Origin of the sequence: Microbacterium sp. NPDC090225 (assembly GCF_044772365.1) — a bacterium.
Lineage (GTDB): Bacteria > Actinomycetota > Actinomycetes > Actinomycetales > Microbacteriaceae > Microbacterium.
Genome location: NZ_JBIVYS010000001.1, coordinates 2,362,445 through 2,377,197 on the forward strand (window position 1 = coordinate 2,362,445; position 14,753 = coordinate 2,377,197).

Genomic DNA, 14,753 nt, shown 5'->3' on the forward strand with positions numbered 1-14,753 from the left:
TCGCCGCAGCGTCAGGCGTGCACGTCGGCGGGGGATTCCTCGCCCTCGTGGAAGTTCGGCTTCTTGCCGAAGATCTTCGCGATCCCGAGCACGATCCCGACGATGATGAGCCCGGTGGCGAGGCCGGCGATCGCCGAGAAGAGGGTGTCGCCGATCCAGACGATGACAGCGCCGGCGGGCTCGAGGATGTGCTCGATCCCGTGCAGGATGTCGGCGCCGAAGTGCACGCCGACCTCGCCGAGGTTGACCAGCAGCAGGTGCCCGCCGACCCAGAGCATGGCGACCGTTCCGAGGATGCTGATGAAACGGAACACCCCGGGCATCGATCGCACGATCCGCATGCCGGTGTGACGCACGCGCTTCTCGCGGCTCTTCGCCATCTTGAGGCCGATGTCGTCGATCTTCACCAGCAGCGCGACCGCGCCGTAGACGACGCCGGTCATGATGAGCGCGATCACCGCGAGGATCGCCAGGGTGGTCCAGATGTCGAGGCCAGCCTCGAGGTTCGACAGCGAGATGAGCATGATCTCGGTCGAGAGGATCAGGTCGGTGCGCACGGCGCCCCACACGAGCTTGTTCTCGTTGCGGGCGCCCTCGTCGGCGTGGCCGTGCTGCACCCCGAACCACTCGAGCACCTTCTCGGCGCCCTCGAAGCAGAGGTACGCACCGCCGAGGATCAGCAGGAAGGGCAGCACATCCGGCGCGAAGGCCGTGAGCAGCAGCGCGACCGGGATGATGATGACGAACTTGTTCGCCAGCGACCCGACGGCGATCTTCGCGACGACCGGCAGCTCGCGCGCGGGCGTGATGCCCTGCACGTACTGCGGCGTGACGGCGGCGTCGTCGATCACGACGCCCGCGGCCTTGGCCGAAGCCTTCATCGCCGCGCTCAGGATGTCGTCGACGACGGCGAGCAGACCAACCGACATGTGCGTCCCCCAGGGTGTGTGTACAGACGAGACACTCTATCGAGTCGCGGAGACGCCGATCGTCATCGTTCAGCCGCCGTCGACGAACACCCCGATGCGGTCGCCGTCGAGCACGAACTGGATCGCTCTACTGCCGGAGAAGCGCGCGCGGAGCGCTGCGGGCACATCGGCGTGGAGCGGGATCTCGATGCTCGCGGGGAACGCCCCTGCGCTGCAGCCGGAGTAGACGGGTCCGTCGATCGACCACGACGACCCGTCGAAGGAGTCGATCGCGGGGACGTCGGTGGTCGAGACGGCGATGATGCAGGCGCCGCCGGGCCCGATGGGGCCGCCGAAGCCGCCCTCACCGAGGAAGAGTGTGAGGCCGTAGAAGTCGTACACGGGAGTGCTCTCGATGGCGCCCACGAAGCCCTGCGGCACGAGGGTCGCCGAGGTCGGATGCAGGGTCGTCGTCTGCGGCACACCCGACGATGCCGACACCGGTGCAACCCCGGTGAGCGCGTAGGTCACGCCGGCAGCCACGGCGGCCGAAGCGATCACCGAGAGCGCCCAGAGCACGCGTCGCCGACGGGGAACGGATGCCGTCGCCCCGGCGCGAGCGTCATCGTCGGGTTCCTCGCCCGGCTGCCACCACTCGGGCTCGCCGTCGTCGGCGGTGGGGGCAGCGGAGCGGGCGGCGACCGCCGCCGCCTCCTCGGTGGGGAGCTGCTCGGCGGGCACGGCATCCGCTTCTTCCGCGCCGACCGCCGGACCCGCCGTCGCACCACTCAGCTCGGCACGTCGCGCCGCTTCGAGCTCGCGCAGACGCCGCATCGCGGCACGGTCGTTCGTGATGTCGGCCCTCGGGCCGTAGGCGCGTGCGCGGAGTTCCCGCAGTTCGACATCGTTGGCGGCATCCATCCTCGGAATCGTCTCATGTCCGCGCGCTCGCGTGACGAAGAAAAACTCACAGCCCGCTCTCAGCCCTGCGGGACCAAAACGGGTCGCTCCCTGGTTGTGATCAGAGACGTCGCAGCCAGCGGCGTCGGACAAAGGAGACACAGACCATGTCGAACGACTTCCGCAAGACGCCCGAGGCCGTCAGCGACCTCACGCACCTGCAGTACGAGGTCACGCAGGAGGACGCCACCGAGCCGCCGTTCCGCAACGCCTACTGGAACAACCACGACGCCGGCATCTATGTCGACGTCGTCTCGGGCCAACCCCTGTTCAGCTCCACCGACAAGTTCGACAGCGGCACGGGATGGCCGAGTTTCACGAAGCCCATCGAGGCGGATGCCGTGACCACCCGCACCGACCGCACGCTGTTCATGAAGCGCACCGAGGCGCGATCCACCGGGGCCGACAGCCACCTCGGACACGTCTTCGACGACGGCCCGCGCGACGCCGGAGGCCTGCGCTACTGCATGAACTCCGCGGCGCTGCGTTTCATCCCCGCCGACCAGCTCGACGAAGAGGGGTACGGTCGCTACAGCGGCCTCTTCGACGGCACCACCACCCACGACTCCGAGGAGCAGTCATGACCGATGACACCGGAACCATCACCCGAACCCCCGGCACCGAGACGGCGGTCCTCGCCGGCGGTTGTTTCTGGGGCATGGAAGATCTGATCCGCCGCCAGCCCGGCGTGCTCGACACCCGGGTCGGCTACACGGGCGGTCAGAACGACCACGCGACCTATCGCAACCACCCCGGTCACGCCGAGGCGGTCGAGATCGTGTTCGACCCGACCAAGACGACCTATCGCGACATCCTGGCGTTCTTCTTCCAGATCCACGACCCGTCGACGCGCGACCGTCAGGGCAACGACATCGGGTCGAGCTACCGCTCGGCCATCTTCCCGCTCAGCCCCGAGCAGCAGCAGGTCGCCCGCGACACCATCGCCGATGTCGATGCCTCGGGCCTCTGGCCGGGCAGGGCCGTCACCACGATCGAGGCCGAGGGCCCGTTCTGGGAGGCCGAGCCCGAGCACCAGGACTACCTGATCAAGTACCCCAACGGCTACACCTGCCACTTCCCGCGTGCGGGATGGGTGCTGCCGAAGCGCGCCGAGACCGCGGTCTGAGTCTCCGCCCGGCCCGTCGCCTCTCGGAGGCGGCGGGCCTTTCGCGTGCGTGGGGGCGTGGGGGCGGGCGTGTAAGGCTGGACATCCGATCGCTGAGGAGACTCCCGTATGGACGCCAACCCGCTCGTTCCGGCCGCGTACGACATCGTGTTCAGCCTGGTGTGGCTCGTCGTCTGCGCGTATGCGGTGGTCGCTCTCGTCTCCGCCGTGCGTGACCGCCGAACCGATGGCATCCGCTTCCTGTTGTGGTTCCTGATCATCGTGCTGCTGCCCGTCATCGGCCCGACCGCCTGGTTCGTGATTCGCCCGCGCGAGGGTGAGGGGGTGTCGGAGAACTCCGCCGAGTGACGCACACTCCGCAGGAGATCTCACGCATCGAAGGAGCGGATGCCGAAACCGGTCCTGCAGAGCGTGAGATCTCCTGCGCTGCGAGCGGGCGGCAGTAGCCCCTCCGCCTCAGGCCTGCAGGAACTCCACCGCGGCGCTCTTGAACGCCGAAGAACCCGGGGCGTTGAAGTGGTTGCGGTCGGGGATCTCGAAGAATCGGGCGTCGGGGGCGGCGGATGCCAGGGCGCGCGAGCCCTCGATGATCGCGTCCTTCGAGCCCGTGGCGAAGAGGATCGGGCGGGTCGGGGCATCCGTCGGGTCGGGGTCGATCGCGCCGGACGACCGCATGCCCTCGGCCAGCGCCACGAGCGCCTGCAGGTCGTTGCCCGGAACCCGTTCGGTGAGGGCGATGTAGTTCTGCGTCGTCGGGTCGGCGACCGGGGTGCCGTCGGCGATGTACGCACGCACCTGGTCGAGGTCGAGGCGGGCGAGGGGGATGCCGTCCGGCACTCCGCCGAGCACGGCGCGGCCGATGCGATGCGGCAGTTCCTTCACGACCTCCCAGCCGACGCGAGCGCCGAGCGAATACCCGACGTAGAGGGCGTCGTCGACGAGATACGCGTCCATCACGGCCTCGACGTCGGTGACGAGGGTGCGGATGCTGTAGTCCTCCGGCTGGTGCGGCTTCTCGCTGTGTCCGTGGCCGCGCTGGTCGAGGGCGAGCACGCGGTACCCGGCCTTGGTGAGTTCGCGCACCCAGCCGGTCAGCACCCAGTTGTCGCGGGCGTTGGACGCGAACCCGTGCACGATCACGACGACCGGGGCGTCGAGTTCTCCCCATGTGTACGTCGCGAGGCGGGTGCCGTCGGCGGCGTAGACCTGTTGGGGTTCGGGCATGCGGGTGAGGTCGGAGAGAGGGACAGCCACGGCATCCATTCTCCTCCCGCGGCGGGGCGTGCGCGCGCGTCGAGACCCACCGGGAACGCCGAAACCCACCGCCCCCGACGTGCGGGGCGATGGGTCTCGACGGGGGTGGTGGGTCTCAGCGACTCAGCCATGGGTTGCTGAGCCTGTCGAAGCATCCCGTGGCGGGCCCTTCGACAGGCTCAGGGACCCAGTCAGGCTCAGCGAATCAGACGCGGCTGCGGAGAGCCTCTCCGAGCGCGGCATCCACGTTCGTCCAGTACTGGAAGAACCGCTCGCGGATGCCGTCGACCGTGAGCGACTTGCCCTGACCCGTCAGCGTGTCGAGGAACCGGGCGCGCTGCTCGTCGTCGAACACCGTGCGGTACAGCGTGCCGGCCTGACCGAAGTCGTCGTCGTCGAGGTGCAGGGTCGCCGCCGAGCGGATCAGCTCGCCGTCGGACTCCCAGCTCGCCTCGACACCGGCCAGCGGGTCGGCTTCGGGTCCGCCGGCCGCGCCGTAGGAGTTCGGCGTGTAGACGCGGTGCTCGGCTGGGTTGAACCGGTACTGCATGTTGCCCTCGTGCATGTAGTTGCGCACCTCGGCCGCGTGCGGCTGGTTGACCGGCAGCTGGTTGTAGTTCGTGCCGACGCGGTGGCGCTGCGCATCGGGGTACGCGAAGACGCGGGCCATGAGCATCTTGTCGGGCGAGATGCCGGTGCCGGGCACCTGGTTGCCGGGCGAGAAGGCCGCCTGCTCGATCTGGGCGAAGAAGTTCTCCGGGTTGCGGTTCAGGGTGAACGTTCCCACCTTGATGCGCGGGTAGTCCTTCTTCGACCAGGTCTTCGTGAGGTCGAACGGGTTGAAGCGGTAGGCCTTGGCCTCGTCGTACGGCATGATCTGCACGTAGACGTCCCACTCCGGGAAGTCGCCCGCGGCGATCGCGTCGAACAGGTCGCGACGGTAGTGGTCGGCATCCGATCCGGCCAGCTTCTCGGCCTCGTCGGCGTGCATCGCCTCGACGCCCTGCTTCGACAGGAAGTGGTACTGCACCCAGAAGCGCTCGCCCGCGGCGTTGACCCACTGGTAGGTGTGCGAGCCGTAGCCGTTCATGTGCCGCCAGCTGCGGGGCAGGCCGCGGTCGCCCATGAGGTACGTGACCTGGTGCGCCGACTCGGGCGAGAGCGTCCAGAAGTCCCACTGCATGTCGGGGTCGCGCAGGGCGGAGTCGCCCAGTCGCTTCTGCGAGTGGATGAAGTCGGGGAACTTCATCGCGTCGCGGATGAAGAAGGTGGGGGTGTTGTTGCCGACGATGTCGAGGTTGCCGTCCGACGTGTAGAAGCGCAGCGAGAAGCCGCGCACGTCGCGCCAGGTGTCGGGGGAGCCCTGCTCGCCGGCGACCGAGGAGAAGCGCAGCAGCGTCTCGCTGGTGGCGCCCGGCTGGAAGACGGCCGCGCGGGTGTAGGCCGACACGTCTTCGGTGACGACGAACTCGCCGAACGCGCCGCCGCCCTTGGCGTGCGGGTTGCGCTCCGGCACCCGCTCGCGGTTGAAGGAGGCGAGCTTCTCCACGAGGTAGCGGTCGTGCAGGACGGTGGGGCCGTCGGCTCCGACGGTGAGCGAGTGGGCGTCGCTCGCGACCGGGGTGCCGGTCTGGGTCGTGGTGGCGGGTTTCTGCGTCATGGTGTTCTCCTTCTGCACGCGAGTACGACGAACAGCCCTTCTCCGCGGGTGGCGGGTCGGTGGCGGATGCGTCGGACTACTGCGCGACGTTCTGGCAGCTGGGGCAGAGGCCCCAGAAGGTGACTTCGGCTGTCTGGACGGTGAATCCCCCCGCGGACGACGGGGTGAGACACGGCGCTTCGCCGACGACGCAGTCCACATCGGCGACGGCACCGCAGGCGGTGCAGACGATGTGGTGATGGTTGTCGCCGATGCGCCGTTCGTAGAGCGCTGCGGATCCTGCCGGTTCGATCCGGCGGACGAGGCCCGCCGTCGTCAGGTCCGCGAGGATGTTGTGCACCGACTGGATCGACGTGGTCGGCAGCACTTCCGAGATCGCCCGGTAGAGGCGTTCGGCATCCGTATGGGCCATGGAGTCCAGCGCCTCGAGAACGGCGACGCGGCCCGCGGTCGCCCTCAGTCCGGCGCCGCGAAGCGCCTGATCGAGTGTGGTCTCCATGTCTCCGACACTACCTGTTCTTTTTAGTGATTCAAAAGTGCGGCGTGTCGGCGCGCGTGTCGCCCGATCGCATGCGTCGGAGGTGCGCCGTCACAGATGGTGGATGCTGTGCCGCAACCGTGTGCGGATGTCGAACAGCTCGTTGCCGCCGATCACCCGTGTGCCCGGCAGCCCCTGACGCAGGAGCGTCGGCAGGATGCTGCGGCGCACGACGAAGACGGGCAGGCCGCGGATGCTGCCGAGCGGCGTCGACGGCATCGACAGGTCGTCGTCGGGCAGCACCACGATCGCGCCCCTGAACGTCACGCGGGCCGCCCGGGCGACGGAGCGGATCTGCGCCAGCAGGTCGGTCACGGGGGCGCGGTGCCCGAGGCTGGGGCCGGTGATCTCGCCGCGGCGGAACCCGACGATCCCGCCGAAGTCGGCCGACATCACCCCGTACAGACCCGACGGACCGAGGATCACGTGGTCGAGGCGGTGCTCGGCATCCGCGTCGTCTCCCGCGCTCGCAGGTCCGGTCGCGATCCCGTGCCAGAGGGTGAACCCCATGCCCAGACCCGACACCGCGTGCGCCGTGGCCTCCTCGGCGAGGGCGTCGGCGAGCAGACGGCGCAGAGCGCGGGGCGCGGCGCGCACGAGACTCGGGGCGTACGGGTCGGGGATGCTCTCGCCCGCCCACTCCTCGAGCAGGGCCGCATAGCGCGCGCGACGCCAGGCGCCGGCCTCGCCGGAGGTCTTCGGGCGGGGGCGGGTGTCGGTGCGGGCGGGCTCGGGCGCGCGCCACTCGTCGCCGCCGCTGCGCGCGCGGTCGTAGCTCGCCCGGCCTGCGGGGGTGCCGATGAGTTCCCACGCCCGCTGCACCCGGATGAACACCGCCGCATCGCCGCCCGTGTCGGGGTGTGCCTCGCGCAGGCGCGCGCGATAGGCGCGGCGCAGCTCGTCGTCGTCGGTGCCCGGCGTCACCCCGAGCACCTCGTACGCCGAGGCCGAGAGCGGGCTGTCGAACATCCCCTCAGAATATCCGCGGGGCGTGAGGCGCTTCGACAAGCTCAGCGACCCAGGGTGGTGGGTCCCTGAGCGCGCGACTGGGTCCCTGAGCCTGTCGAAGGGGCCCGCCACGCGCGACTCAGCCGACGACGTCGACCACCCGCTCGACGCCGACCACGGGCACGACGCCCCCTCCGGATGCCGCGGCCACGGCATCCGTCAGGTGCGCGATCTCGCCCGCCGGCGCCCACACCTCGAGCGTGGCCGCCGCGCCGTACGCGGGCTCGCCCAGCGTGGCGCCGTGGTGGCCCGCCCAGTCGCGCAGCAGGTTGTCGAAGCGCCCGGCGTCGGCGTGCGCGACCTCGATCCGCACCTGCGTGAGCGCCTCGCGCCGCACGAGGCGCGCCAGATCGAGCGCCTCCGAGGTCGCGGTCGAGTAGGCCCGCACGAGCCCGCCGGCGCCGAGCTTCACGCCGCCGAAGTAGCGGGTGACCACCGCGACGACATCGGTGAGCTCGCGGCGCCGCAGCACCTCGAGCATCGGGATCCCCGCGGTGCCCGAGGGCTCTCCGTCGTCCGACGAGCGGGCCTGATCGCCGAGAAGACCGGTCACCATCGCGGTGCAGTTGTGCGCGGCATCCCACGCCCGCTTGCGGATGCCGGCGATCACCGCCTCGGCCTCCTCGACCGAGCCGACCGGAGCGATGTGCGTGAGGAACCGGGACTTCTTGATGACGAGCTCGTGGTCGACGGCATCCGCGATCGTCGCCGGATACCTGCCCATCCGCCCACCCTATCCAGCCGATTCGCGTGCGATCTGCCGAATCGATTCGATAGACTCTTCCCCGCGACACGGAGCAGTGCCGCCATCCCCGCATCCGTACTCCAGCCCTGCGAGTCCTCCCTCATGGCAACCTCCCTCACGACGGGCCGTCCGTGGCGCGTCATCCTCGCCTTCTCGATCCCCCTGCTGCTCGGCAACGTCGTGCAGCAGCTCTACCAGTTCGCCGACGCGATCGTCGTCGGGCGGCATCTCGGCGTGACCTCGCTCGCCGCCGTCGGCGCGACCGGACCCCTGCTGTTCCTGCTGCTCGGGTTCGCGTGGGGACTCACGAGCGGGTTCGCGATCCCGATCGCCCAGGCGTTCGGTGCGCGTGACGATGCCGCCGTCCGTCGCTCGGTCGCGACCGGTGTGCTGCTCAGCGGCGCGACGAGCGTGATCCTCACCGCCTGCGCGCCGCTGATCGCCGGTCCGCTGCTCGCCCTCCTGCAGACGCCCGCCGAACTCATGCCCGAGGCCACGGCGTTCACGCAGATCAGCTTCCTCGGCGCGAGCGCCACCATGTTCTTCAACTACCTGTCGGCGATCATCCGTGCAATCGGAGACTCGCGCACCCCGCTCGTGTTCCTCACGATCTCGTGCGCGCTCAACGTCGGACTCGTCGTGCTCATGGTCGGTCCCCTGGAATGGGGTGTCGGCGGAGCGGCCCTCGCCACCGTCATCGCGCAGGCCATCTCGGTCGTGCTGTGCCTCGAGTTCGTGCGCCGTCGCCTGCCGATGCTGCACCTGCGTCGCAGCGACTGGCGCGTCACCCGCGCCGACATCGCCGAGCACTTGCGCCTCGGCCTGCCGATGGGCTTCCAGGCCTCGATCATCGCGATCGGCACGCTGACCGTGCAGGTTGCTTTGAACACGCTGGGATCGGATGCCGTCGCCGCCTACACGACCGCCTCGCGCGTCGACGGTCTCGCCGTCGCCCTGCTCTCGTCGCTGGGGCTGGCGACCTCGATGTACGCGGCGCAGAACCATGGCGGACGCCGCCCCGACCGCATCCGGCGCGGAGTCAAGGAGGCGACGTGGATGGCGATCGCCGCGGGTCTCGTGCTCGGCGGACTGCTCGTCGCGTTCGGTGCGCCGATGGTTCGGCTGTTCGTCGGCGAGGGGTCGGACGAGGTCGTCGACCTCGCGCACCTCATGCTGATCATCAACGGTGCCGGCTACTGGGCGCTCGGCATCCTGTTCGTGCTGCGCGGCGCCCTGCAGGGGCTCGGCCACACGCTCGTGCCGACGGTCACGGGTGTCATCGAGCTGGTCATGCGCGTGGTCGCGGCGGTCGCGCTCGGCGCGGTCATCGGGTTCGCGGGCGTCGCGCTCAGCAACCCGCTCGCCTGGGTCGGTGCGATCGTGCTGCTGGTGCCCGCGTACGTGAAGGCCCATCGCGCGCTCGCGAAGCTGCCCGTCGCGCCGGCGGAGGCGACCGAGACCTCGGCGATGGCGATCGTCGGACCGACCGACGGATCGATGGTCGTCGACGCGGTCGTCACCCAGCCGATCCCCGTCGTGCGCAAGCGCGGCCTGCGTCGGCTGACCCTGCGCCCGTCGCGTCGCAAGGCGCGCCGCTGAGGCATCCGGAATCCTCGCGAATCGAAACGCGGAAACCGCGTCAGAAATGAGCGCTTCGGTCGTCTAGTAGAAGAAGGGTTTCGATCGTTGTCCTCCGAAAGGATGACAAAGATCATGCGTGAGACGGATGGGGATCCGCGTACGCTTTTCTACTGTGGAGAGTGCGGAGAGTCCGCAGACCGGGGGGTCATCATGACGACAGCTGCCATTGCCAGGGACCTGGCCGGATTTCTGGTTCCGATCGGATGGATCGGCACGGCGATCGCCGTCGTCTGCGCGATCGTGGCGGGGGCCGCGATCGCTCGCGGTGCCGGTGGGCTCAGCGGCGGAGCGGTCGGGGTGTGGATTCCCGCGGCGCTCCTGAGCTCCACGGCATCGTTCGCCCACCAGTGGCTGCCCCTCATCATCTCGGGCGCGGCGCTGGGTGCGATGCTCGTGCTCGGTGGCATCGTGCGCGCGATCATCAGCGTCGCTGACAACGGACGCATGACGCGCAGCGCGGCACGAGCGGCAGCGGTGGTCGAGGCTACGCAGCCCGCACCGACCACGACCACGATCCTGGTTCCGGCGCGCACGTCGAGCACCGCGACCGGCGCGATCGCCGTCGTTCGCTGAGCTCCCGGCGTCCGCTCGCGACGCTCGCGGGTTTCTCTCCGGAGGTCGCGAGCTCTTCGCGGCCGTCACATCGGGGGGCCGAAAGAACAGATGTCGGACGAAACACCGCCTTCTGGCCGGCATCCGTCGTATCGGCCCCCGAAGTCGCAGTCGGGCGAGGCGCATCGCCTCAGCGGTAGTCGCGCTCCCAGTGCTGACCCGCGGCTTCCCCGGCCTCGACGCGCGCGGCCTCGCGGGCCCGCAGTTCGACGCGGCGGATCTTGCCCGAGATCGTCTTGGGCAGCTCGTCCACGAACTCGATGACCCGCACCCAGAGGTGCGACGACAGACGCTCGTTCGCGTAGGCGAAGATCGAGCGCGCGGCTTCGCCGTCGGCCGCGGCATCCGCCGTCAGGCAGACGTACGCCTTCGGCACCGACAGGCGCGTCGGGTCGGGGCTGGGCACGACGGCCGCCTCGATCACGAGGTCGTGCTCGAGCAGCACCGACTCGAGTTCGAACGGGGAGATCTTGTAATCGGATGCTTTGAACACGTCGTCGGCGCGCCCGATGTAGGTGAGATACCCCTCATCGTCGCGCACCGCGATGTCGCCGGTGTGGTGGTAGCCCCCGACGCGGGTTTCCGCGGTCTTCTCGGGGTCGTCGTAGTACCCGGCCATGAGCCCCAGCGGCGGCTGCGACAGGTCGAGCGCGATCTCGCCCTCGCTCGCCCCATCGACGACCTCGCCGGTCACCGGGTCGAGCAGCACCACCGGGTACCCGGGCAGCGGCCGCCCCATCGAGCCGACCTTCACGGGCTGGCCGGGGGAGTTGCCCACGCAGCAGGTCATCTCGGTCTGCCCGAAGCCGTCGCGGATCGTGCCGCCCCAGGCGTCGCGCACGCGGTCGATGACCTCGGGATTGAGCGGTTCTCCGGCGCCGACGAGCTCACGCGGCGGGTGCGTGAGGCGGGTGAGGTCGGCCTGGATGAGCATCCGCCACACGGTCGGCGGCGCGCAGAACGTGCTCACGTGGTGCGTGTCCATGACCTGCATGAGCGTGTTGGCATCGAAGCGCGCGTAGTTGTAGACGAACACGGTCGCCTCGGCGAGGAACGGCGAATAGAAGCTCGACCACGCGTGCTTCGCCCAGCCCGGCGACGAGATGTTGAGGTGCACGTCGTCGGGCCGCAGGCCCAGCCACCACATCGTCGACAGGTGCCCGATCGGGTACGAGACATGGGTGTGCTGCACGAGCTTCGGGCGGTTCGTGGTGCCCGAGGTGAAGTACAGCAGCGAGGTGTCGGAGGCGGGCGTCGGGCCGTCGGGCTCGAAGGCGGTCGGGGCGTCCGCCGAGTCGGCGAACCGCTCCCAGCCGTCGGGGATTCCGTCGCCGATGCCGATGCGCAGGATGCCGTCGTCGATGCCCGCGAGCCGGTCTCCGAGGGTGCCGAGCGTGACGACGGCGCGGGCGCGCCCATGCTCGATCCGGTAGGCGAGGTCGGATGCCGACAGCAGCGTCGAGGTCGGGATCGACACCGCGCCGATCTTGGTGATCGCGAGCATCACCTCCCACAGCTCGATCGTGTTGCCGAGCATCACGATCAGGTGGTCGCCGCGACGGATGCCGAGACCGGTCAGCCACGCGGCGACCTGGTCGGACCGGCGGGAGAGTTCGCCGTAGGTCCACGACCGCAGCGAGAGGTCGGCCTCCACGATCTGCACCGCGGGGCGGTCGGGAGTCTCGCCGGCGATCACGTCGAACCACTCGAGCGCGAAGTTGAACTCGTCGACCTGCGGCCACGAGAATCCGGCGCGGGCGGCGTCATAATCGGTCGCGTGCGCGAACAGGAAGTCGCGCATCTCGCGGATGGACTGCGTGGCGGCGGTGGCACTGCGGGTCATGGGTTCCATCCTCGCGCACGTTCGTCGGTACCGGCGCGGGCTTCGTCTCCCTTCGCTCGCTCAGGATCCGGTCGAAGGAACCCGGTTCCTGAGCGAGGAGCGAAGCGACGAGACGAAGGGCGCTCAGGAAGAGGGCGACAGCAGGCCCGCGCCGTCGCGTAGCTCGAACACGAGCTGGGTCTCGGTGCCGCGCACGACCGGGTGCACGGTGATGTGCTCGAGCACGATGTCGCGCAGCGCCGTGGCATCTTCGACGGCGACGTGCACGAGGAAGTCGTCGACCCCGGCGACGTGGAAGACCTGCAGCACCCGCGGCACACTCGCCAGCGCGTCGAATAGGGCGGTGACCGTGGGGCCGGTGTGGTTGGCGAGGCGCACCTTGATGATCGCCTGCAACGGATAGCCGACGGATGCCTCGTCGAGGCGGATTCGCGTATCGCGGATGATCCCGCGCTCGCGCAGCCCCCGCACGCGGTGCGCGCAGGTCGATTCGGCGAGGTTGAGGCGGTGGGCGAGAGCCTTGTTCGTGATGTCGGCCTCGCGGGTGAGCACGGCGAGCAGCGCGAGGTCGGTCTCGTCGAGCGGTGATCCTGGGGGTTTGGGCAACGCGGGGTCCTCCTCGGCATCCGTTCTTGCTCAGAATAGCGAGATTGCGCTGTTCAATAGCGGATCCTGTCGATCATCAGCACAGAAATGGTGATTCCCGCAACATGGAGGGATGACCGCTCCGCTGCATCCCGACACCGTCGCCGTTCACAGCGGCCGCTCCGACCTCGCGGATCTCGGGGTGCACGCCTTACCCATCGATCTGTCGACGACGAACCCGTTGCCGGACGTCGAGCGCGGCGGTGCCTCCTACGAGGCGATGGCGACCGGCGGGCGGCCGCCCGCCGACGGTAGCCTCGTCTACGCGCGCCTGTGGAACCCGACCGTCGCACGCTTCGAAGAGGCGCTCGCCGAGATGGAGCACGCCGAGGCGGCCGTCGCGTTCGGGTCGGGCATGGCGGCGATGACCGCAGTGATCCTCGCGCACACCAACGCGGTCGGCAAGCGCCACGTCGTCGCGGTGCGCCCGCTCTACGGCGGCACCGACCACCTGCTCGGCTCGGGGCTGCTCGGCGCCGAGGTCACCTACTGCCATCCGCACGAGGTGGGCGACAGCATCCGCCCCGACACCGGGCTCGTAGTGCTCGAGACGCCGGCCAACCCGACGCTCGACCTCAGCGACATCGCCGAGGTCGTGCGGCGGGCGGGTGACGTGCCGGTCGTCGTCGACAATACGTTCGCGACGCCGATCCTGCAGAACCCGATCGATCTCGGTGCGGCGATGTCGCTGCACAGCGCGACCAAGTACCTGGGAGGGCACGGCGATGTGCTCGCCGGAGTCGTGGCCTGCGGCGAGGGCACCGCCGAAGCGCTGCGACGCGTACGCGCCGTGACGGGTGGCCTGCTCCACCCGCTCGGCGCGTACCTGCTGCACCGCGGCCTCGCCACCCTCCCCGTGCGCATGCAGCGCCAGCAGGAGAACGCCCGCCGCATCGTGTCGTGGCTGCTCGACCGGCCCGAGATCGACGAGGTCTTCTACCCGGGCCTCGACGGCGACCCGCACGGCATCCTCGACCGTCAGATGCGCGGCACCGGGGCGATGATCGCGATGCGGGTACGGGGCGGGTACGCCGCGGCATCCGTCGTCGCATCGAGCACGACCCTCTTCACCCACGCGGTCTCGCTCGGGGGCGTCGACTCGCTCATCCAGCACCCCGCCGCGCTCACGCACCGACCGGTGCCGGCCGAGGCGCGCCCCGCCGCCGACGTGCTACGCCTGTCGATCGGCCTCGAGGACGCCGACGACCTGATCGCCGACCTCGCCGGTGCGTTCGCCGCCCTCACGCCCGCCGATCAGAGCTTGGGCAGCGTGACCGTGCCCGTCGCGAGCCGCTCGGTGGGCATCCGGTCGCGGTTGTAGGTGATGTCGCGGTAGCCGTGCGGGGTCGGGTTGCCGTCCTCGTCGAGGCTCACGAACACGATCTTCTCGATCGTGAGGATGCGCTTGCGCGTGATCATGTTGCGCGCGACCGCCCGCATCGTCAGCGAGGTGCGGCCGAAGTGCGTCGCCGTCAGGCCGATCTCGATCAGGTCGCCCTGCACGGCCGAGGCTTCGAAGTTGATCTCCGAGATCAGCTTCGTCACCGCGCGGTAGTTGCCGAGCTGCACGATCGCGTAGATCGCGGCCTCCTCGTCGATCCACTTCAGCAGGCTGCCGCCGAACAGCGACCCGTTGGCGTTGAGGTCTTCCGGGCGCACCCATTTGCGGGTGCGGAAGTTGATGCCGTCCTCGGACCACGAGTTCTCTTCATGCTTGGCCATGCCTCCAGCCTAAGAACCGCGTGAGTCGGCGGTGTTACGGGCTGTGGAGGGGCCGTCTGCTGAGGGCGGATCGGCTGAGGGCGGATTCCGG

Annotated in this window: 16 protein-coding genes; 6 read left to right on the plus strand and 10 right to left on the minus strand. The window is 69.6% G+C overall.

The annotated features are described in order from the left end of the window. Positions 1-11 precede the first annotated feature (11 nt). Positions 12-929: a DUF808 domain-containing protein gene (locus ACIQTT_RS11365; protein ID WP_402789724.1), complete on the minus strand. Its 918-nt coding sequence runs from the start codon at positions 927-929 to the stop codon at positions 12-14. 69 nt (positions 930-998) lie between these two features. Then, on the minus strand, positions 999-1,829 hold the full coding sequence (locus tag ACIQTT_RS11370; RefSeq protein WP_402789726.1) for a hypothetical protein: 831 nt from the start codon (positions 1,827-1,829) through the stop codon (positions 999-1,001). Between the two features lie 146 nt (positions 1,830-1,975). On the opposite strand from ACIQTT_RS11370, the gene msrB reads away from it, so the two are divergent. The 3 genes from msrB to ACIQTT_RS11385 all read left to right on the plus strand — a co-directional run bounded on the left by msrB (position 1,976) and on the right by ACIQTT_RS11385 (position 3,342). Further along, positions 1,976-2,452 carry a peptide-methionine (R)-S-oxide reductase MsrB gene (gene msrB, locus ACIQTT_RS11375; RefSeq protein ID WP_402789729.1) on the plus strand — a complete coding sequence of 159 codons (477 nt, stop codon included), beginning with the start codon at positions 1,976-1,978 and terminating at the stop codon, positions 2,450-2,452. After that, a complete protein-coding gene (gene msrA / locus ACIQTT_RS11380; RefSeq protein WP_402789732.1) occupies positions 2,449-2,994 on the plus strand; it encodes a peptide-methionine (S)-S-oxide reductase MsrA in 546 nt (181 codons plus the stop codon). Before msrB ends, msrA begins: the two co-directional genes overlap by 4 nt. Positions 2,995-3,102: 108 nt before the next feature. After that, on the plus strand, positions 3,103-3,342 hold the full coding sequence (locus tag ACIQTT_RS11385; protein WP_402789735.1) for a PLD nuclease N-terminal domain-containing protein: 240 nt from the start codon (positions 3,103-3,105) through the stop codon (positions 3,340-3,342). 108 nt (positions 3,343-3,450) lie between these two features. Here the strand turns inward: ACIQTT_RS11385 and ACIQTT_RS11390 are convergent, their stop codons facing one another. The 5 genes from ACIQTT_RS11390 to ACIQTT_RS11410 all read right to left on the minus strand — a co-directional run bounded on the left by ACIQTT_RS11390 (position 3,451) and on the right by ACIQTT_RS11410 (position 8,178). Further along, entirely contained in the window at positions 3,451-4,257 is an 807-nt protein-coding gene (locus tag ACIQTT_RS11390; RefSeq protein ID WP_402789738.1) for an alpha/beta fold hydrolase, read from the minus strand. 196 nt (positions 4,258-4,453) lie between these two features. Beyond that, positions 4,454-5,908 (minus strand): catalase, encoded by a 1,455-nt coding sequence (locus tag ACIQTT_RS11395; RefSeq protein ID WP_402789741.1) that lies wholly within the window; start codon positions 5,906-5,908, stop codon positions 4,454-4,456. Between the two features lie 76 nt (positions 5,909-5,984). Continuing rightward, positions 5,985-6,407 (minus strand): Fur family transcriptional regulator, encoded by a 423-nt coding sequence (locus ACIQTT_RS11400; protein WP_402789744.1) that lies wholly within the window; start codon positions 6,405-6,407, stop codon positions 5,985-5,987. Between the two features lie 90 nt (positions 6,408-6,497). Continuing rightward, positions 6,498-7,415: a J domain-containing protein gene (locus tag ACIQTT_RS11405; protein WP_402789747.1), complete on the minus strand. Its 918-nt coding sequence runs from the start codon at positions 7,413-7,415 to the stop codon at positions 6,498-6,500. A gap of 118 nt (positions 7,416-7,533) precedes the next feature. After that, positions 7,534-8,178 (minus strand): IMPACT family protein, encoded by a 645-nt coding sequence (locus ACIQTT_RS11410; protein WP_402789749.1) that lies wholly within the window; start codon positions 8,176-8,178, stop codon positions 7,534-7,536. A gap of 123 nt (positions 8,179-8,301) precedes the next feature. Here ACIQTT_RS11410 and ACIQTT_RS11415 point away from each other — a divergent pair, with 123 nt between their 5' ends. Together ACIQTT_RS11415 and ACIQTT_RS11420 are read left to right on the plus strand one after the other, a co-directional pair. Further along, entirely contained in the window at positions 8,302-9,798 is a 1,497-nt protein-coding gene (locus ACIQTT_RS11415; RefSeq protein WP_402789752.1) for an MATE family efflux transporter, read from the plus strand. Positions 9,799-9,990: 192 nt separating this feature from the next. After that, the gene (locus ACIQTT_RS11420; protein WP_402789755.1) at positions 9,991-10,413 is read left to right on the plus strand and encodes a hypothetical protein; all 423 of its coding nucleotides are present in this window, start codon (positions 9,991-9,993) and stop codon (positions 10,411-10,413) included. Positions 10,414-10,582: 169 nt separating this feature from the next. On the opposite strand, the gene ACIQTT_RS11425 is transcribed toward ACIQTT_RS11420, so the two are convergent. Beyond that, entirely contained in the window at positions 10,583-12,295 is a 1,713-nt protein-coding gene (locus tag ACIQTT_RS11425; RefSeq protein ID WP_402789757.1) for an AMP-binding protein, read from the minus strand. A gap of 123 nt (positions 12,296-12,418) precedes the next feature. Beyond that, entirely contained in the window at positions 12,419-12,901 is a 483-nt protein-coding gene (locus tag ACIQTT_RS11430; RefSeq protein ID WP_402789760.1) for an Lrp/AsnC family transcriptional regulator, read from the minus strand. A 112-nt stretch (positions 12,902-13,013) separates the two neighbouring features. On the opposite strand from ACIQTT_RS11430, the gene ACIQTT_RS11435 reads away from it, so the two are divergent. Continuing rightward, a complete protein-coding gene (locus ACIQTT_RS11435) occupies positions 13,014-14,261 on the plus strand; it encodes a trans-sulfuration enzyme family protein (RefSeq protein WP_402789763.1) in 1,248 nt (415 codons plus the stop codon). Here the strand turns inward: ACIQTT_RS11435 and ACIQTT_RS11440 are convergent. Further along, positions 14,195-14,662, minus strand: coding sequence for an acyl-CoA thioesterase (locus ACIQTT_RS11440; protein ID WP_400442694.1), 468 nt, complete (start codon positions 14,660-14,662; stop codon positions 14,195-14,197). The two genes, ACIQTT_RS11435 and ACIQTT_RS11440, sit on opposite strands and share 67 nt — an antisense overlap. Positions 14,663-14,753 lie beyond the last annotated feature (91 nt).